Origin of the sequence: Acinetobacter sp. COS3, assembly GCF_000475335.1 — a bacterium.
In the GTDB taxonomy this organism is placed as follows: domain Bacteria; phylum Pseudomonadota; class Gammaproteobacteria; order Pseudomonadales; family Moraxellaceae; genus Acinetobacter; species Acinetobacter venetianus.
Genome location: NZ_AXCD01000008.1, coordinates 21,502 through 39,731, shown reverse-complemented (window position 1 = coordinate 39,731; position 18,230 = coordinate 21,502). Strand labels below are relative to the sequence as shown.

Below are 18,230 nucleotides of genomic sequence, written 5' to 3'. Positions count from 1 at the left end.
ACCATCTATTTGATATATTTAAATAGATGGTCTTTTTACATCATCGTATTTCTCATACTTCCTTTGACATTCTGAATAACTTCAACTGCGGTCCTTTTACAAAGAAAATCGCGTTACCGCATAAAATCAGAATTACTCCAATCACGGCATTGATCTGCCATTGATAACCTTCCCAAACTGTAGAAATGAGCAATGCCACGAGTGGAAATAGTAAAGTACTATACGCAGCCTTGCCTGCCCCAATTCGTCCTACCAAATAAAAATAAGCAGTAAAGCCAATCACTGAACCAAAAATTGCTAAATACAATAATGCACTCACAGAACTCACAGGCATACTTAGGAAAAAGTCATCCTGTTTTAATAACGAAATGAATGCCATTAATACAGAACCATAGAACATGGCATATGCATTGGTTGTGAAAATATCTAACCCATGCTTTTGATGTCTCGTACTGATCATATTTCCTAAAGAAAAACCATAAGTACCTACTACACAAAGTCCGATACCCATCAGCGTATGACTATTTAAGGTCGTCCCAACCACGTCATGCCAAAACAAAGCCACAATTCCAAATAATCCCAACAACGCTGCAGGATAAAATCGTGTAGAAATTTGCTGAGAGAAAAAGAGTTTTGCATTAATGGTATTAAAAATAACAGCCATTGAAAAAATGACAGCTTCTAAACCGCTACTGATATATTGCACCGCATAATAAAAACAAACAAAGTTAAAACCAAAAATGCAACTCGCTTGCAACATACAAAACAGATGGTCTTTAACCGTCAATTTCTGTAATTTCCGAGTTAAGCAAATAAAAACAAATAACACTAATGCGGATATAAAAAAACGCCAGAACACAGCAACATTTGCTGCTATACCACTTTGTTGCTGTACCGTAATTGCAATCCATGTCGTTCCCCAGATCACCACAACCAAGGCATATAACAACGCATTCATTTCTAAAACCAAACTCAATCATAGAGATCACTATTTTGTCTAACTTCTCTCTTTTTATGCTTGCATGATCTTGTGGTGATTATCATCAAATTGCGATTTTCTTTCTCCGCTTTCGTATTGGTGACAATATCAATAGAAAGTCCTACACTAATCACGATACTTGCGCAGTGTGTAGAAGATGAAATATCAGATTCTAGATCAATTACAACAATATAAAGCTCAGTTGCTCGACTCAGTAGAACTGGGTTCGGGTATGCAACTCGCGATGTGGCAAAATAACCAAGATCGTGTCAGCGTTTGCAGTAATCATCACACTTTAAGCATGTATATCCAGGGTGGCTATCAGAGCTATCAAAAGACTGAGCATGGTTGGCACAATGGCGGTGGCCCAGATCGTATGTGTCTGATGCCGCAAGATTTCGAGTCGACATGGGATCTCAGAGATCAGCTTACTTTTGTGCATCTTTACTACACAGAACAACACCTAAGAAGGATTGCCGAACAGGTTTGGGATAGAGAACCCAGCCAAATCGTCCTAAATCCACAGATTTTTGTGGCTGACCCGCAAATTTCTACGCTTTATCGACATTTTTTACTCAATGGTGCTTGGCAAAATCGTGAAAATCATTTGCAAATGAGTACCGCAACAACGCTATTACTCAATCACTTAATTAAAAATTATAGCCATACACAATGGACGACACCTGAAGTTAAAGGTGGATTATCACCCTATGTATTAAAGCAATTATTAGAATGGGTTGATCAACACTTACACCTAAGCTTGACTTTATCTGATCTCGCTCAACAAACAGCATTGAGTGAATATCATTTTGCTCGTATGTTTAAACAGTCAATGAAAATGCCACCTCATCAATATGTCATGCAACGTCGACTAGAACTGGCACATCGAGCATTAGAATTGACCCATGAAAATCTGACGAATATCTCGACTCAGTATGGATTTAGTTCGAGTAGTCATTTTAGTCATCGTTTTAAAAAGCATTTTGGCTACTCTCCATCGCAAATGAGAAAGAAATGATTTTCCCCTTCAATCATTTGAGTAAATTCTTATAAAAGCCATTTGATCATTCCTCTTAGACCTTTTGCCAAATACTCGGTAAAACTCCCACAATGAACGCTTTTTGTCATATAATTTAGCCCGCCAGCTATTAGCCCGCTCAAGAGAATTTTGATATGACAACGATCATCAAACAAGATGACTTGATTACATCAATCAAGGATGCCCTCCAGTTTATTTCTTACTATCACCCACAAGACTTCATCCAAGCGATGAGCCGTGCTTATGATCGTGAAGAAAACAAAGCTGCAAAAGATGCAATTGCACAAATCCTCATCAACTCACGTATGTGCGCTGAAGGCCATCGACCAATCTGTCAAGATACAGGTATTGTCAACGTTTTCCTTGAAGTTGGCTTAGATGTTAAATTTGATTTAACCATGAGCTTAGACGATGCAGTGAACGAAGGCGTACGCCAAGGTTACTTAGAAAACTCAAACGTATTGCGTGCTTCTGTTCTTGCTGATCCAGCTTTTGGTCGTAAAAATACCAAAGACAATACCCCTGCTGTCATCCACTACAAACTCGTACCAGGTAATAAAGTTGACATTACTGTGGCTGCTAAAGGTGGTGGTTCAGAAAATAAATCTAAACTTGCAATGTTAAACCCATCAGACTCAATCGTAGATTGGGTACTCAAAACTGTTCCAACGATGGGTGCAGGCTGGTGTCCACCAGGTATGCTCGGTATCGGGATTGGTGGTACTGCTGAAAAAGCCATGATGCTTGCAAAAGAAGCATTGATGGAAGAAATCAACATGGACGAATTACTTCGTCGTGGCCCACAAAACAAAATGGAAGAACTCCGTATTGAGATCTTCGAAAAAGTGAATGCGTTGGGTATTGGTGCACAAGGTCTTGGCGGTTTAACCACTGTTCTTGATATCAAAATCAAAGATTACCCATGTCACGCTGCTGGTAAACCAGTTGGTATGATCCCGAACTGTGCAGCGACTCGTCATGCTCATTTCCAATTAGATGGTACAGGTGTTGCACACATTCAAGCACCTAAACTTGAAGACTACCCTGCAGTAACTTGGGATTCTTCTCAATCTAAACGTGTGAATCTCGACACGATCACCCAAGAAGAAATGAACTCTTGGAAACCAGGTGATACATTACTTCTTAACGGCACCATTTATACAGGTCGTGATGCTGCGCATAAACGCATGGTCGACATGTTAAATAATGGTGAAGAGCTACCAGTCGACTTAAAAGGTAAATTCATTTACTACGTGGGGCCAGTCGATCCAGTTGGTGATGAAGTCGTTGGTCCTGCGGGTCCAACAACTGCAACCCGTATGGATAAGTTCACTCGTCAAGTGTTAGAAGCAACTGGCTTATTTGGTATGATTGGTAAAGCGGATCGTGGTCCTACTGCGATTGAAGCGATCAAAGACAACCAAGCAACTTACCTTATGGCCGTTGGTGGTGCAGCTTACCTCGTATCAAAAGCGGTACGTGAAGCTGAAGTTGTTGCATTTGCCGACTTAGGTATGGAAGCAATCTACAAATTTGTCGTTGAAGATATGCCTGTTTCTGTTGCTGTAGACGTAAATGGTACTTCAATCCATGCGACTGCACCGAAAATCTGGCAAGCAAAGATTGGTAAAATTCCAGTCGTTGATGCTGCTCAATAATTCCTTTATCAGAAAAATAGCCGAATCCATTGATTCGGCTATTTTTTTGTCTAAAGTTTCTGTTACATTACAAAAAGATAATATGAGTATAGGGATAGAGATATGCGTAAGCGTTTACCCATCTTTATGATTGGGTTTTGTCTAATGATCAACATGCAGAACACTTTTGCTAGCCCTGCTCAAATGAAATCAGTCAAAGAACTGATCACGCTCAGCGATTTGGAAAATGTTTTAAATGCCTCATTAGACGAAATGCAGCCAGCATTAGACAAACAAGCTGAAAACATTTTATTAAATATTTTGGGTAAGAATGAATTAACCACCACACAAGAACATTTAGCAGTTTTAGAGCTAAGTCAGCTACTGAAACAAACTAGCTCTAGAGTTTTTGCCCGTCCTGAAACTCTACAAAATATTGAAAAAATCTATGCCGAGGCTTTGACGGAAGAAGAAATACAAGCCTATCTCAAATTTTTGAAAACGCCTGAAGGTAAATCAATTAATAAGAAAAACCTGAAAATCAGCACCGATGTTTTTCAATATATGAATAGTTTGAGTGAGCAGACATTAAATGATCCAGAACAAAACGCCGAACTGAAAGAGCAGTTTTTGACAATCATCAAACCACTCATTCAAATCAACTAGTACCTATTCTCGAGCTTGGTTTTACCAAGTTAAAGGATTCCATAACTTAAATGGTTTGACCAAATGTACTTCTGATTTCTCATCGTACTTCGCAGGCTTTAATTCTTGTGGCTTGCTACGAATTTTCCCAGAAGCATCCTGCGCAACAAAGTTATAGCTAGATGATTTTAATCGAGTAAATGCTATTTCTTGGCGTGCGACTTTATCTGGCATAATCATAAATGGGCCAGTATGCTCACTTCTAGAAATCTTATTTTCTTCATCGTATTTAATAAAATAAGTTTGTGCCGCATCCACAGTAAAATCGACATATTTCGGCTTTTGGAAGTGTAAGCCAGCCAAAGGACGACTTACGCTTAAACGATATGTACCTGCTGGTAGTTCTAACCAATAATAATGATTATGCAACAAGCTAGGGATACGATGCCCATTGATAAATAAATTCGCGGCTGCAATTTCCTGACGATTCCAACGCGTATCTGGTCGGTATAAATAGACGACTGCAGCTTGTTCATTTTGCGGTTTGATAGGTTCGAAGTATTGACCTAATTTTTGATTGACCCAACCACCGACAGAGAAACCACCGACATGATATTGATCAAATAAACCCGGCTCTTTTTCTGTATCTATAGATGGAAGTGTCGCAGTCAATACAGTTGGATCATTTTCCACTGCCTTATGACTTTGGCAGCCAGCCAACACCCCTGCACAACATAATGACAATATTAAATAACGCATGACATCCCTCAAGGCGTTTTTTGAATTTATTTTTAACAGCGCAAAACTATGCGGATTTTTTCAATTTTAAGATTAACACCTCAACGCCTAATTGCAAATAAAAAAAGCATGAAAAGCCAAGCCTTTCATGCTTTTTTAGATGAATGTGAATTAAGCTGACTTAGAGTCAACTACTTTCAAATCCGTTTTTTCAACCAATTCTGGCGTACCTGTTTGTGGTAAACGTTCAGCTTTAAAAGTAGGTTTTGCTGTACCATTAATCACAGCTTCATCCACAATGACAGTACCTACATCTGTACGACTAGGTAAATCATACATGGTTTCAAGCAATACATTTTCCAGAATTGAACGTAAACCACGTGCACCTGTATTACGCTCAAGTGCTTTCTTCGCCACTGCTCGCAATGCGGAATCATCAAACACTAAATCAACATCTTCCATGCTAAATAAGTATTGATATTGACGAGTTAATGCATTTTTAGGCTCAGTTAGAATCTGCATCAAAGCTTCTTCATCTAACTCTTCTAAGGTTGCAATCACTGGTAAACGACCAATAAATTCAGGGATTAAACCGAATTTAACGAGATCAGTCGCTTCAACTTGACGGAATAATTCAGAGACTTTTTTGCTGTCATCTTTATTCTTCACATCAGCAGTAAAACCGATTCCACCTTTTTCTTGACGTTGCTGTACGATTTTTTCCAAACCAGAGAAAGCACCACCACAAATAAATAGGATATTCGCAGTATCAATTTGGATAAATTCTTGCTGTGGATGCTTACGGCCACCTTGTGGTGGAATAGAAGCAACCGTACCTTCAATCATTTTCAATAATGCTTGTTGTACGCCTTCGCCAGACACATCACGAGTAATCGATGGATTTTCCGATTTACGAGTAATCTTGTCGATCTCATCAATATAGATAATGCCCTTCTGCGCTTTTTCTACATCATAATCTGCTTTTTGCAGTAGCTTTTGCACGATGTTTTCAACATCTTCACCGACATAACCTGCTTCAGTGAGTGTTGTTGCATCTGCCATTGCAAAAGGCACATCGAGTAAACGAGCAAGCGTTTGTGCAAGTAATGTCTTCCCTGAACCTGTTGGTCCAATCAGTAAGATATTACTCTTGGCAATCTCAATTTCAGGGTTTCCATGCTGAGATTGACCAACCTTCAAACGTTTGTAGTGGTTATAAACCGCAACTGACAATGTTTTTTTAGCAACATCTTGTCCGATGACGTATTGATCTAACGCTGCACGAATTTCGTGTGGTTTAGGCAATGGTTTTGTCGCCCAATCACCTGCTTCCACTTGTTGACTTGTTTGCACTAAATCCAAGCAGACATCCACACACTCATTACAAATATATGCGTCCTCACCTGCAATCAATTTTCCAACTTCAGATTGCGTCTTACCACAAAATGAACAATGTTTTTGTCCTTGAGGATGTTCGGACATATTTACTCCACCACTTAAATCTTAAACTTAGTTTTTAAAAATCAAGGACGCTTACTAAGCACTTGATCAACCAAACCATATTCTTTTGCTGCTTGCGCAGTCATGAAGTTGTCACGATCTGTATCGCGAGCCACCGTTTCATAGTCTTGACCACTATGTTCAGCCATTAAGCGATTTAAACGCTCTTTGATAAATAAAATTTCACGAGCATGAATTTCAATATCAGAAGCTTGACCACGAAAGCCGCCTAAAGGTTGGTGAATCATGACACGTGCATTTTCAAGACAGTAACGTTTGCCTTTTGCACCAGCATTTAATAGGAAAGCGCCCATAGAAGCAGCTTGTCCCATACAATAAGTCACGACATCAGGTTTAATAAACTGCATCGTATCGTAAATCGCCATACCCGCAGTCACCGAACCGCCCGGTGAGTTAATATAAAGATGAATGTCTTTTTCTGGATTTTCAGCTTCTAAAAATAACATCTGAGCAACGATGAGGTTTGCCATGTTATCTTCTACTTCACCCGTTAAGAAAATAACGCGCTCACGTAACAAACGTGAATAAATGTCAAATGAACGCTCACCACGAGATGACTGTTCAACGACAACAGGAACTAAAGCATTTTCAATTGTTGGAACATACATACGTTTACTTATTCCTAAATTATTGTGACTCGGTCTATGCCAACAATATGAGGGATAATCGACGAAATTGCAAAAGGTTCAATCTGAAATATTCGATTATTTAGACTAAAAGCTGGCAATTTCATTAGAAATTAACACTTTCATAACACGGATAAAAAAAGGCGCAATAAGCGCCTTTCTTTTAAACTTTTGAAAGCTTAGCCACGACGTGCTTGTTGCTCTTTCAATAAGTCTTCATAGCTTACAGCGACATCACTTACTTTAGCCGCAGCTAAAATGTGATCTACAACTTGGTCTTCTAAAACAACTGCTTCGATTTGAGCACGTTGTTGTTTATCATTTTTGAAGTATTCAACAACTTCTGTTGGATCTTCATAAGAAGAAGCCATGTCATCGATGTAAGCATCAACACGTGATTGGTCAACTTCAAGTTTAGCATCAGCCAATACTTTGCTAACCAATACACCAAGCTTAACTGATTTTTCAGCTTGTTCTTTGAACAACTCATCAGGAAGCATGCTGCTATCAAACGCACCAGCGCCTTGAGCACCAAACTGTTGAGTGAACTGTTGGATCATTTGTTGACGTTGACGGTCAATTTCTTGAGCAACCATAGAAGCTGGAACTTCGATTTCATTTGCAGCAACAAGTGCATCAAATGCAGCTTGTTTAACTTGGTTACGAAGACCGTTACGAACTTCACGTTCCATGTTTTTACGAACGTCAGCTTTTAACTTATCTAAGCCTTCTTCTTCAGTTAAACCAAAGATTTTCAAGAATTCAGCATCAATCTCAGGAAGTTTTTGTTTTTCAACAAGCTTCACAGTGATTTTGAATTGAGCTGCCTTACCCGCTAAGTTTTCAGCTTGGTAGTCTTCAGGGAAAGTAACATCAATCACTTTCTCTTCGCCTTTCTTCATGCCGATGATACCGTCTTCAAAGCCTGGAATCATACGACCAGAACCAAGAACTAGTTTAAAGTCTTCAGCAGTACCGCCTTCAAACTTCTCACCATCAACAGTACCTTCAAAATCGAAAGTCACTTGCATGTCTTTTTTCGCCATGCCTTTGGTTTCAGTCCAAGAAGCACGTTGTTTTTGCAAGTTTTCAATCATTACATCAACATCTGCATCGTTGATTTCTGATGATTTACGCTCAACTTCTAAATCAGTAAAAGCTTTCACTTCTACTTCAGGATAAACTTCAACAGTCGCTTCAAAAACTAAAGCATCATCTTTGTTTTCAACTTTCTCAATGTTCGGCATACCGACCGCATTGATTTTTTCTTGTTGAATCGCTTCGAATACTGTGTCACGAATGATGTCATTCACAACTTCTTGATAAATGCTCGCACCATATTCACGGCGAACAACATTTAAAGGCACTTTACCTGGACGGAAGCCGTTGATCTTCACAGTTTTAGCAGTGCGTTTTAAGCGAGCTTCAAATTGCTCGTTAACACGGCTCGTCGGTACAGAAACATTTAAACGACGGGCAACGCCCGAAACCGCTTCAGTCGTTACTTGCATGGCTTCCTCGATATATAGTTAGTAGTAACAATTTTAAAAGTGCCACATTATATGACAACTTTGCTGATATACAAAATTAGTCAGGCATTCTAGCAGCAAAAGTGAATCCGAGCATCTCTACCAACTCGCCTCTTTTAATTATTTTCAGTGATTATTCTAAATAGGTGAAAATTGCATATACCCAAGGTTAATTACTCCACCATAAAAAACGCTCATATTTAAACAATCAAAATCCACAAGAACTTACACTTTATTACACTATTCTATTTCTTTTTCCAAAGTTATATGATCTTTAGATCGTTAAAACCAATCTCAAAGAATTGCATATAAAAATAAGAATAATTATTATTTGCATGAATTTTAAGGTTTACATGGATACGATATGTCCTCTTTTATCAGAACACGTAAGAAATTTGTTTCTTCTGCAATTGCATCATCCCTATCAATGATCGCAACAACAGCGATTGCTCAAGATCAAAGCCAAGTGGTTCAACTTCCAACGATCCATGCAGAAGCAACTGTTGATGAATTAAAAGTCGACAAATCTGCAAATGCAAAATATGTGGCTCCGTTAAAAGATACACCAAAGACTGTTTCGATTCTTTCTCAAAAACTTTTAAAAGAAACCAACTCAAATACATTATTAGAAGCATTACGTAATGAGCCTGGTATTACTTTAGGCGCAGGTGAAGGCGGTACACCTTATACAGATATCCCATATATTCGTGGTTACAATGGGCAAAGCGCAATCTATGTAGATGGTGTGCGAAACTCAACGACTCAAAATCGCGACATGTTCGCAATCGACCAAGTAGAAATCACTAAAGGTTCAAGCTCTGCACTTACTGGTGGTAGCGGTGTAGGTGGTAGCATTAACTTGATCCCTAAAGTTGCTCACGAAGGTGATGAGTACCAAGGTACTGTTGCTGGCGGTACTGATAACTATAAACACATCGTACTAGATGCAAATAAAGACTTTGGCAATGGTATCGCAGGTCGTGTCATTGCGATGGGCCATGAGAATGAAAAACCGGGCCAACATAACGGTGCTGAATATGCACGTGTTGGATTAGCACCAAGTATTGCATTTGGGTTAGGTAGTGAAAATCGTGCAACGCTTAGCTACTACTTCTTGAAAAGCAATGATGAACCAGACTCTGGCATTCCATTTGATGGGAATAATGGTGGAAAACCAGTTAACGTGAAGCAAGGTTCATATTATGGCTGGAAAGATCGTGACTTTGATAAACGTGAAAATCACATCGGTACATTAAAATTAGAACATGATTTTAATGATGATCTCACTGTAACGAATACAACAACTTATAGTCGCTCTAAAGCAGACTATATTTACACAAACCCAGATGACTCAAAAGGTAACATTTATAACGGCAAGGTTTATCGTCGTGCAACTCAGTCAATTCGTGACACAGAAGCATTTACCGATCAGTTGTCTTTAGTTGGCAAATTCAATACAGGTACATTCGCTCATAGCTTTAATTTGGGTGCAGAGTACAACCGCGAAAAAACCAATCGTGGTAACTATGATATGACTTATCCAGGTTACACAGATTCAACTACAGCAGGCTTCAACGAAAAATGTCAGAATAATGATGGTTGGTGTACAGATCTAAACACCCCTAGCGCAAATGATCCGTGGTTAGGCACACTCAATCCAAATAAGAAACAAACCACTCTCACCAATGAAACTGTTTCTATTTATGCATTAGATAGTATTGAGTTCAACAAGTACTGGTTACTCAATCTCGGCGTACGTTGGGACCAATTTGATACCAACTTAAAATACAATAAAGATGTAACAAGTCGTGGTAATACCATTACTGCTGGCACAGAGTATTCAAACGATACAGATTACTTCTCTTATCAAGCTGGTGTGGTATTCCGCCCTACTGAACATGGTAGTATTTATGCGAGCTACGCAACATCAGCCAATCCTGTAGGTATCGACCCTGATATTGATAGTTTAAGTGAATCAACAAAGAACTTAGAGCCTGAAAAAGCACGCACCTATGAAATCGGTACAAAATGGAGTCTTTGGGAAAATCGTGCCAATGCAACTGCTGCGATCTTCCGTACAGAAAAACAAGATACTCGCATTACCGATAGCTCAGGCTTTTCTACAAATGCAGGTTCAAGCAAAGTTGATGGTTTTGAAATTGGCTTGACAGGCCATATCACTGATCAATGGGAAATGGCGATTGGCTATAGCTACTTAGATAGCAAACTTGAAGAAGGTGGAATCGTCAGAAATGAGCAAGTTCAATCAGGTGGCCCAATCCCATTCGTAGCTAAAAACAGTGCAAATCTGTGGACAACGTATCAAGTATTACCACAATTCACTGTAGGTGCAGGCGTGCAATACCGCGATAAAGTTTACACATACCATGACCAGAGCCGTGTATTGCCAACATTTACGATTTACAATGCAATGGCTAAATATAATGTTAATGACAACATAGATTTACAGCTAAATATCAATAATCTCTCTGACAAACGTTACTTCACGAGTGCACATGCCCGCCATTACGCAAATGAAGGTGATGGTCGTAACGCTGTACTTGCTGTTAACTTTAAATACTAAGACTGAATCCCATAAGTTTATTATGGAATTTATCTAAGTTAATATAAAATAGCCTCTACTAAGAGGCTATTTTTATCACTATCTATTATTCAAAAGGATATGTTCTGTGATTCATCACATTCCTAATGTATTAAGCAAAGAACAAGTTGCAGAATTCCGCAAAGTGATGGAAACAGCAAGTTGGGTTGGCGGTAAAGTAACAGCAGGTACACTCTCGGCATCTGTTAAAAAAAATCAGCAACTTTCAGAACAAGACCCTCTCACCCATCATTTAAGTGAGATCGTGATGCAAGCCATTTGGAAACATCCAACGTTTCAAGCCGCGGCTCTACCACGACAGATTATTCCACCACTATTTAATCGCTATGATGAACACGAGACCTTTGGTTTTCATGTCGATAACTCCATTCGATTGATTCGTGGTACGAGTCAACAAATTCGAACAGATTTATCTTGTACACTCTTTTTAAGTGAACCAGAAGAATATGAGGGCGGCGACCTAGTGATTGAGGACACCTATGGTTATCATGAAGTAAAACTTCCTGCAGGTGATGTCGTACTCTATCCTTCTACTAGTTTGCACGAAGTCAGTAGCATCACGCGTGGCACTCGCTTTGCTTCATTTTTTTGGGTACAGAGCCTTATTCGCGAAGATCAAAAACGTCATATGCTATTTAATTTAGATGAAAGCATTCGCCAGCTCCGCAAAGATCACGGCGATGACTATTCAGAAGTGATGAAACTCACTAATCTCTATCACAACCTTATTCGTATGTGGTCGGAACTATAAAGTTTTCAGCCTTAAGAAATAATTTATTTTTCCCATTTTTATAGAAATTATGGGAAATTTTTCTCACAATTCTTGGAATACTGCAAAAAATAGAAAAACATTTCCCACTTGTTCAAATTAAAATGTTTTATAGACCTTTGCAGTCGCTTGTGTTTTCACCTAGACTGGTTTTTACTAGATGATGAATATAACTGCAAAACCCAATCACTGATTTGAATGGTAGAAGATGAAAACAACTCACGGTGTTACCCATCCGTCTAATAATACAACACATCTCACTGCTCTCCTGATGCTGCGCCTCGCGCGCGTATAAATTTTTTGCCTATTTTTTCAGGTACTCGATCCCCATATTTTCTTTAAATTGATTCTTATAGACCCCATATATATTTGTAGTACGTTGCATTTAATTTGACTCAGCAACCATGCTACAACAAGGAGTTATCTCATGATGTTGGCTGACCCAAGCAAAAAATACCGCCGTATGTATCAACGAGTGGATTTACCAGATCGTCAATGGCCAAACAACGAAATTAACAAAGCACCGATTTGGATGAGTACCGACCTTCGTGACGGTAACCAAGCGATTTTTGAACCAATGAACATGGATCAAAAATTGAAAATGTTCAAAATGTTGGTGAAAATCGGCTTTAAACATATTGAAATCGGCTTCCCTTCTGCTTCACAAATCGACTTCGACTTTACTCGTATGTTGATTGAAGAAGATTTGATTCCTGAAGATGTATACATCGAAGTATTGGTTCAGGCACGTGATCATTTAATTGCACGTACATTTGAAGCTTTAGTTGGTGCGAAACGTGCGATCGTCCATATTTATAATTCGAACTCCCCGACTTTCCGTAAGAAAGTGTTGAATGTCGATGCAAATGGTTCAAAACAACTTGCAATCAATGCCGCGACAAAAGTAAAAGAGTATGCAGCCGAATATCCAGCAACGGACTGGATTTTCCAGTACAGCCCTGAATGTTTCTCTGCAACTGAATTAGAAGTCGCAAAAGATGTCTGTGATGCTGTAACTGAAATTTGGGAAGCATCTCCTAGCAACAAAGTCATTTTAAACTTACCTGCAACAGTCGAAGTTTCAACACCAAATGTCTATGCCGATCAAATCGAATGGATGCACCGTAATTTAGCACGTCGTGATGGGGTGATTATCTCAGTTCACTGTCACAATGACCGTGGTTGCGGTATTGCAGCATCTGAGTTGGCAATTATGGCAGGTGCTGACCGTGTTGAAGGTTGTGTGTTTGGTAATGGTGAACGTACAGGTAACGTTGACGTTGCCGCGATTGCCTTGAATATGTACACCCAAGGTGTTGCGCCAGAATTAGACTTCTCAAATATCAATGAAATTATTGCAACTGTTGAAGAATGTACTGGTTTGCCTGTGCACCCTCGTCATCCATATGCAGGTGATTTAGTCTTTACTGCATTCTCTGGTTCTCACCAAGATGCGATTAAAAAAGGCTTTGAATTCCAGAAAGATGAAGAAATTTGGGACATGCCTTATTTACCAATCGACCCTAAAGACTTAGGTCGTGATTATGATGCGGTGATTCGTGTGAATAGCCAATCTGGTAAAGGTGGTATTGCCTACTTATTGGAATCAAATTACAACGTTGCATTGCCACGTCGTGTACAAATTGAGTTCAGTCAGATCGTACAACAACATACTGATGAAAATGGTACTGAGATCAGTGCAACTGAAATTTGGACTTTATTCCAAAATACTTATGTCGATATCAAAAACCGTCATTATCAAATGAAGCATTATCAATTGTCAGATATCAATGGCACACAAATCATTGAATTAGACATTGAAATTGAAGGTGAGATTCAACGCTTACGTGGCGAAGGTAATGGCCCAATTTCAGCGATGTTGAATGCATTACAACTCCCAATTGATGTTGTGAACTATGAAGAACGTAGCATCAGTTCAGGTGCAAATGCGAAAGCGCTTGCCTTAATTGAGCTTCAAGTGAAAGGTGCTGGTAAGAGCGCATTTGGTGCAGGTGTTCACGACAACATTGTCACTTCATCAATTGAAGCAATTATCGCATGTACTAACCGCTTGATCGAGCAAGGCGTGTTGACAACTGAACAAGTGGTTGCAGCAGCCGTCTAAATTTGTGAAATTTCACATAATGCTCAGTAAAGCTGAGTTGTAATATCAGAAAAAATGACTTTTGAAAGGATACCTGAATTGGTATCCTTTTATTATTAATGATTTAATATAGGGCGAATCATTCCAGTGTCTTTTCCATCGGATTCAGTGGGTTTAGTCACACCACAAAAGTTTCAGTTTGAACAACCTCTAGAACTCGAATGTGGGCGTATTCTCCCCCGTTTCGATTTGATGGTTGAAACCTATGGAACACTCAATGCAGATAAGTCAAATGCGATCTTAATTTGCCACGCATTATCAGGACATCACCATGCCGCAGGTTTTCATCATGAAGATGATAAAAAAGCAGGTTGGTGGGATAGTTGTATTGGACCAGGAAAAGCAATCGATACCAATCATTTCTTTGTGGTTTCATTAAACAACATTGGTGGTTGTAGCGGTTCAACTGGCCCAACTTCGCCGAATCCAGAGAATGAAAATCGCCCTTATGGCCCAGACTTTCCGCTTGTCACAGTACGCGACTGGGTAAAAACTCAAGCAATGCTATCAGATCGTCTAGGGATTGAGATTTGGTATGCAGTTATTGGTGGTTCATTGGGTGGCATGCAAGCATTACAATGGTCTTTGGATTATCCAGATCGTTTAAAAAAATGTGCCATCATCGCAAGTGCACCAAAGCTTTCAGCACAAAATATTGCATTCAATGAAGTTGCACGCCAATCGATTCTTTCCGATCCTGATTTCCATCATGGTCGTTATTTGGAACATGATAGCTATCCAAAACGTGGCTTAATTTTAGCGCGTATGGTTGGGCACATTACCTATCTCTCCGAAGAGGCGATGAAGCAAAAATTTGGTCGTGATTTAAAATCAGGCAAATTTATGTACGGCTTTGATGTCGAATTCCAAGTAGAAAGTTACCTTCGTTACCAAGGCGAACAATTCAGCCGTAATTTCGATGCAAATACCTACTTGATTATGACCAAGGCATTGGACTACTTTGATCCATCTCGTGAATATGAGCACTCTTTGACGAAGGCAATGAGTCAACCTAAATGTAAGTTTTTGGTCATCTCATTTACCACGGATTGGCGTTTTAGCCCAAGCCGTTCACAAGAGTTAGTGGATGCATTGATTGATAATCATAAGCCTGTCAGCTACTTAGATATTGATGCTGAACAAGGTCATGACTCGTTCTTGTTCCCAATCCCACTTTATGTAAAAACACTACGAGCATTTTTAGGTGGAGAACAACAGTTGCAATCGACACCGCAGGAGGTTCACTAATGCGTATAGATCAACGACTCGCTGAAAAATGGATTAATCCGAATTCGAGCGTACTCGATTTGGGTTGTGGTGATGGTGAATTACTGGCTCATATGAGTAAACAGCACAATATTCGTGCCTATGGTCTAGAAATTGATCAAGAAAAGATTGCAATTGCGATCAGTCGGGGGTTAAATATTATCCAACAGGACTTAAACTTAGGTTTAAGCCGCTTTGCCGACCAATCTTTTGATTCTGTGGTTATGGCACAAGCTTTGCAAGCTGTAGATGCACCAGATGTATTACTTCGTGATATGGTGCGTGTCGGCAAACAGGCCATTATTACCTTCCCAAACTTTGCGTATTGGAAAACACGCTCTTTTCTAGCATTAAAAGGGAAAATGCCTGTTTCGGAAGCTTTACCTTATATGTGGTATAACACCCCGAATATTCATTTATGTACTTTCCGTGACTTTGAAGCCTTATGTGCTGAGAATCGGATTAAAATTATTAATCGACTTGCCGTTAATGGTGACCAACAAGGTAGTATGCTGAGCAAGCATATGCCGAACCTATTTGGTGAAGTCGCAATTTATCGAGTGAGCGCTCTATGAAAAAGACATTAATCAGCACATTTTTATTTGGTCTGATCAGTATACAAGCGCATGCTGACTATGTGACTCAACCGCAATCGGTTGCAGCACAAGCAGCACGATACTCAGTAATGGGTATTGATGAGTTACAACGCGCATCAAAAGCTGGTCAGGCTGGGGCACAATTTTATTTAGCGACTCGTTACCAATACGGTAAGGATGTGGCTAAAGATGAGAAACAAGCTTTTTCTTTGTTTAAAGCAGCAGCAGATCAAGGTATCTCAGCAGCACAATTAAATGTCGGCCGCATGTATGCTGATGGTATTGGCGTCAAAAAAGATGAAGCTTTAGCACGTAAATACTTTGAGAAAGCAGCAAGTCATGGTGACAATCGTGCCAGCTTTAATCTTGCAATGATGGAAGAGCAAAAGAAAAACTACATGGGTGCTTATCAATGGTATGAGCTTTCTACTCGTGATGGCATGCTCGACACTAAAGTAATTAAACTTTCAGAAGGTAAGAAAACTGCTTTAGCTGCTAACTTAACGCAAGATCAAATCCGTACTGCACGTGACCGTGCTGACAAATGGATTCAAGCACAGTAGTTTTTTAATATTTTTTGAATGATTTGAAAGCCGACTAGTAAGAGTCGGTTTTTATTTAAGGAAATTAAAGTTTGAAAATATTAACATGGAATTGCAATGGAGCTTTTAGAAAGAAAATTGAGTTTATTCAAGAAATAGAAGCCGACATCTACATCATTCAAGAATGTGAAAATCAACAACAAGCCAAAAATGCTTATGAAGCATGGTTACCCAATTTAATTTGGAAAGGTACTAATAAAAATAAAGGACTAGGAGTCTTTGCTAGAGAAGACTATAAATTAGAGCAATTATATTGGGAGGATTCTAGATTAGAATTATTTTTACCAATAAGAGTTAATGATAGTTTTCAGCTCTTAGCTGCTTGGACTAAATATGCCAATTCCCCTACATTTCAATATATTGGGCAACTTTGGAAATATTTACAATTACATGAAGAGTTAATAAAAGTACAACCTACTCTTATTTGTGGCGATTTAAATAGCAACGCTCAATGGGATGTATGGGATCGCTGGTGGAATCATAGTGATGTAGTAAATCAATTACAAGCAATGAATATTCATAGCCTTTACCATGAGTTATCAAATGAAGAGCAAGGACAGGAGACACTTCCCACATTTTTTATGAATAGAAATCATGAAAAGAACTATCATATTGACTACTTATTTTGTCATAGTAATTTATTCTCTAAGAACAACTCTTCTTTTAAATTTTTCAATAAATATAAATGGCTTAACTATAGTGATCATATTCCTCTACTTTTTGAAATTAATAACTAGACTTGTTAAACATTTACTGAAAATAAATAATGACTCTCTACCCTATTCCATAAAAACACCCTAAAATTCCACTCAATCTAAGCGAATTTAAAATTCATATGTCTACTCCCCTCTGGTTCTCTCAAGGCAGTCTTGTCCTTGCAAGTAACAACAAAGGCAAAGTTGTCGAATTCGAACACCTCTTTCAACAACTCAACCTACCTGTGGAGATTATTCCTCAAGGCAAACTGGATATTGAAGATGCGATAGAAGATGGTCTCAGCTTTGTCGAAAATGCGATTATCAAAGCCCGTCATGCCTCTAAACTATCAGGTAAACCTGCACTTGCTGATGATTCAGGACTTTGTGTTCCAATTCTAGGTGGTGCTCCAGGCATCTATTCTGCTCGTTATGCGGGTGAACATGGTAACGATGCTGCCAACAACCAAAAACTTTTAGCTGACCTCGCACCTTTTCGCAAAGATGGCGAAGTGATTGAAGGCATGTTTGTTTGCGTACTCGCATTGGTTACACATGCCGAAGATCCTTTACCACAAATCTTTCAAGGTATTTGGAAAGGTGAAATCTTAGAAACTGCCCGCGGAGAAAATGGATTTGGTTATGACCCCCTCTTTTGGGTAGCTGAATGTAACTGTTCGAGTGCTGAACTCAGCAAAGAAGAGAAAAGTAAAATCAGTCATCGTGGCAAAGCAATGCAACTCTTCAAAGCCAGCTTAATTTAAATCAAGCTGCGTGCTCTAGTTGATGAATAAAAACTAG

The 18,230-nt window shown here is 39.1% G+C and carries 16 protein-coding genes; 11 read left to right on the top strand and 5 right to left on the bottom strand.

What is annotated here, in order from left to right; all coding sequences use genetic code 11:
* Nucleotides 1-52: 52 nt before the first annotated feature.
* A complete protein-coding gene (locus IO68_RS21770; RefSeq protein WP_023012924.1) occupies nucleotides 53-958 on the bottom strand; it encodes a DMT family transporter in 906 nt (301 codons plus the stop codon).
* Between the two features lie 178 nt (nucleotides 959-1,136).
* Here IO68_RS21770 and IO68_RS21765 point away from each other — a divergent pair, with 178 nt between their 5' ends.
* The 3 genes from IO68_RS21765 to IO68_RS21755 all read left to right on the top strand — a co-directional run bounded on the left by IO68_RS21765 (nucleotide 1,137) and on the right by IO68_RS21755 (nucleotide 4,321).
* Nucleotides 1,137-1,997 carry a helix-turn-helix domain-containing protein gene (locus tag IO68_RS21765; protein ID WP_023012923.1) on the top strand — a complete coding sequence of 287 codons (861 nt, stop codon included), beginning with the start codon at nucleotides 1,137-1,139 and terminating at the stop codon, nucleotides 1,995-1,997.
* Between the two features lie 155 nt (nucleotides 1,998-2,152).
* Nucleotides 2,153-3,676, top strand: a complete 1,524-nt coding sequence (locus IO68_RS21760) for a fumarate hydratase (protein ID WP_019385385.1) — start codon at nucleotides 2,153-2,155, stop codon at nucleotides 3,674-3,676.
* A 102-nt stretch (nucleotides 3,677-3,778) separates the two neighbouring features.
* Nucleotides 3,779-4,321, top strand: coding sequence for a DUF2059 domain-containing protein (locus tag IO68_RS21755; RefSeq protein WP_023012922.1), 543 nt, complete (start codon nucleotides 3,779-3,781; stop codon nucleotides 4,319-4,321).
* Between the two features lie 21 nt (nucleotides 4,322-4,342).
* On the opposite strand, the gene IO68_RS21750 is transcribed toward IO68_RS21755, so the two are convergent.
* From IO68_RS21750 to tig, 4 genes are all read right to left on the bottom strand, one after another.
* On the bottom strand, nucleotides 4,343-5,059 hold the full coding sequence (locus tag IO68_RS21750) for a DUF2846 domain-containing protein (protein WP_004877515.1): 717 nt from the start codon (nucleotides 5,057-5,059) through the stop codon (nucleotides 4,343-4,345).
* Between the two features lie 150 nt (nucleotides 5,060-5,209).
* Nucleotides 5,210-6,520: an ATP-dependent Clp protease ATP-binding subunit ClpX gene (clpX, locus tag IO68_RS21745; RefSeq protein ID WP_004877517.1), complete on the bottom strand. Its 1,311-nt coding sequence runs from the start codon at nucleotides 6,518-6,520 to the stop codon at nucleotides 5,210-5,212.
* A gap of 41 nt (nucleotides 6,521-6,561) precedes the next feature.
* Nucleotides 6,562-7,167, bottom strand: a complete 606-nt coding sequence (gene clpP, locus IO68_RS21740; RefSeq protein ID WP_004877521.1) for an ATP-dependent Clp endopeptidase proteolytic subunit ClpP — start codon at nucleotides 7,165-7,167, stop codon at nucleotides 6,562-6,564.
* A 197-nt stretch (nucleotides 7,168-7,364) separates the two neighbouring features.
* On the bottom strand, nucleotides 7,365-8,696 hold the full coding sequence (tig, locus tag IO68_RS21735; RefSeq protein ID WP_023012921.1) for a trigger factor: 1,332 nt from the start codon (nucleotides 8,694-8,696) through the stop codon (nucleotides 7,365-7,367).
* 382 nt (nucleotides 8,697-9,078) lie between these two features.
* Between tig and IO68_RS21730 the strand changes: the two genes are divergently transcribed.
* From IO68_RS21730 to rdgB, 8 genes are all read left to right on the top strand, one after another.
* Nucleotides 9,079-11,298 (top strand): TonB-dependent receptor, encoded by a 2,220-nt coding sequence (locus IO68_RS21730; protein ID WP_023012920.1) that lies wholly within the window; start codon nucleotides 9,079-9,081, stop codon nucleotides 11,296-11,298.
* A gap of 106 nt (nucleotides 11,299-11,404) precedes the next feature.
* Nucleotides 11,405-12,088, top strand: coding sequence for a Fe2+-dependent dioxygenase (locus IO68_RS21725; RefSeq protein WP_023012919.1), 684 nt, complete (start codon nucleotides 11,405-11,407; stop codon nucleotides 12,086-12,088).
* Nucleotides 12,089-12,533: 445 nt separating this feature from the next.
* Nucleotides 12,534-14,231 (top strand): 2-isopropylmalate synthase, encoded by a 1,698-nt coding sequence (gene leuA, locus IO68_RS21720; protein WP_023012918.1) that lies wholly within the window; start codon nucleotides 12,534-12,536, stop codon nucleotides 14,229-14,231.
* 126 nt (nucleotides 14,232-14,357) lie between these two features.
* Nucleotides 14,358-15,518 carry a homoserine O-succinyltransferase MetX gene (gene metX / locus IO68_RS21715; RefSeq protein WP_007479629.1) on the top strand — a complete coding sequence of 387 codons (1,161 nt, stop codon included), beginning with the start codon at nucleotides 14,358-14,360 and terminating at the stop codon, nucleotides 15,516-15,518.
* Nucleotides 15,518-16,111, top strand: coding sequence for a methionine biosynthesis protein MetW (gene metW / locus IO68_RS21710; protein WP_004877532.1), 594 nt, complete (start codon nucleotides 15,518-15,520; stop codon nucleotides 16,109-16,111). The genes metX and metW overlap by 1 nt, the downstream gene beginning before the upstream one ends.
* Nucleotides 16,108-16,695: a tetratricopeptide repeat protein gene (locus IO68_RS21705; protein WP_004877533.1), complete on the top strand. Its 588-nt coding sequence runs from the start codon at nucleotides 16,108-16,110 to the stop codon at nucleotides 16,693-16,695. The genes metW and IO68_RS21705 overlap by 4 nt, the downstream gene beginning before the upstream one ends.
* 71 nt (nucleotides 16,696-16,766) lie before the next feature.
* Entirely contained in the window at nucleotides 16,767-17,471 is a 705-nt protein-coding gene (locus IO68_RS21700) for an endonuclease/exonuclease/phosphatase family protein (RefSeq protein ID WP_023012917.1), read from the top strand.
* Nucleotides 17,472-17,569: 98 nt separating this feature from the next.
* Nucleotides 17,570-18,193, top strand: a complete 624-nt coding sequence (gene rdgB / locus IO68_RS21695) for an RdgB/HAM1 family non-canonical purine NTP pyrophosphatase (protein ID WP_023012916.1) — start codon at nucleotides 17,570-17,572, stop codon at nucleotides 18,191-18,193.
* The last annotated feature ends 37 nt before the right edge of the window (nucleotides 18,194-18,230 follow it).

Coding starts and splice junctions, on each gene's coding strand:
- IO68_RS21755 (WP_023012922.1), top strand. CDS start 3,779: ATGCGTAAGCGTTTACCCATCTTTATGATTGGGTTTTGTCTAATGATC.
- clpP (WP_004877521.1), bottom strand. CDS start 7,167: ATGTATGTTCCAACAATTGAAAATGCTTTAGTTCCTGTTGTCGTTGAA.
- IO68_RS21770 (WP_023012924.1), bottom strand. CDS start 958: ATGAATGCGTTGTTATATGCCTTGGTTGTGGTGATCTGGGGAACGACA.
- IO68_RS21765 (WP_023012923.1), top strand. CDS start 1,137: ATGAAATATCAGATTCTAGATCAATTACAACAATATAAAGCTCAGTTG.
- metW (WP_004877532.1), top strand. CDS start 15,518: ATGCGTATAGATCAACGACTCGCTGAAAAATGGATTAATCCGAATTCG.
- IO68_RS21730 (WP_023012920.1), top strand. CDS start 9,079: ATGTCCTCTTTTATCAGAACACGTAAGAAATTTGTTTCTTCTGCAATT.
- clpX (WP_004877517.1), bottom strand. CDS start 6,520: ATGTCCGAACATCCTCAAGGACAAAAACATTGTTCATTTTGTGGTAAG.
- IO68_RS21705 (WP_004877533.1), top strand. CDS start 16,108: ATGAAAAAGACATTAATCAGCACATTTTTATTTGGTCTGATCAGTATA.
- leuA (WP_023012918.1), top strand. CDS start 12,534: ATGATGTTGGCTGACCCAAGCAAAAAATACCGCCGTATGTATCAACGA.
- IO68_RS21750 (WP_004877515.1), bottom strand. CDS start 5,059: ATGCGTTATTTAATATTGTCATTATGTTGTGCAGGGGTGTTGGCTGGC.
- rdgB (WP_023012916.1), top strand. CDS start 17,570: ATGTCTACTCCCCTCTGGTTCTCTCAAGGCAGTCTTGTCCTTGCAAGT.
- IO68_RS21760 (WP_019385385.1), top strand. CDS start 2,153: ATGACAACGATCATCAAACAAGATGACTTGATTACATCAATCAAGGAT.
- tig (WP_023012921.1), bottom strand. CDS start 8,696: ATGCAAGTAACGACTGAAGCGGTTTCGGGCGTTGCCCGTCGTTTAAAT.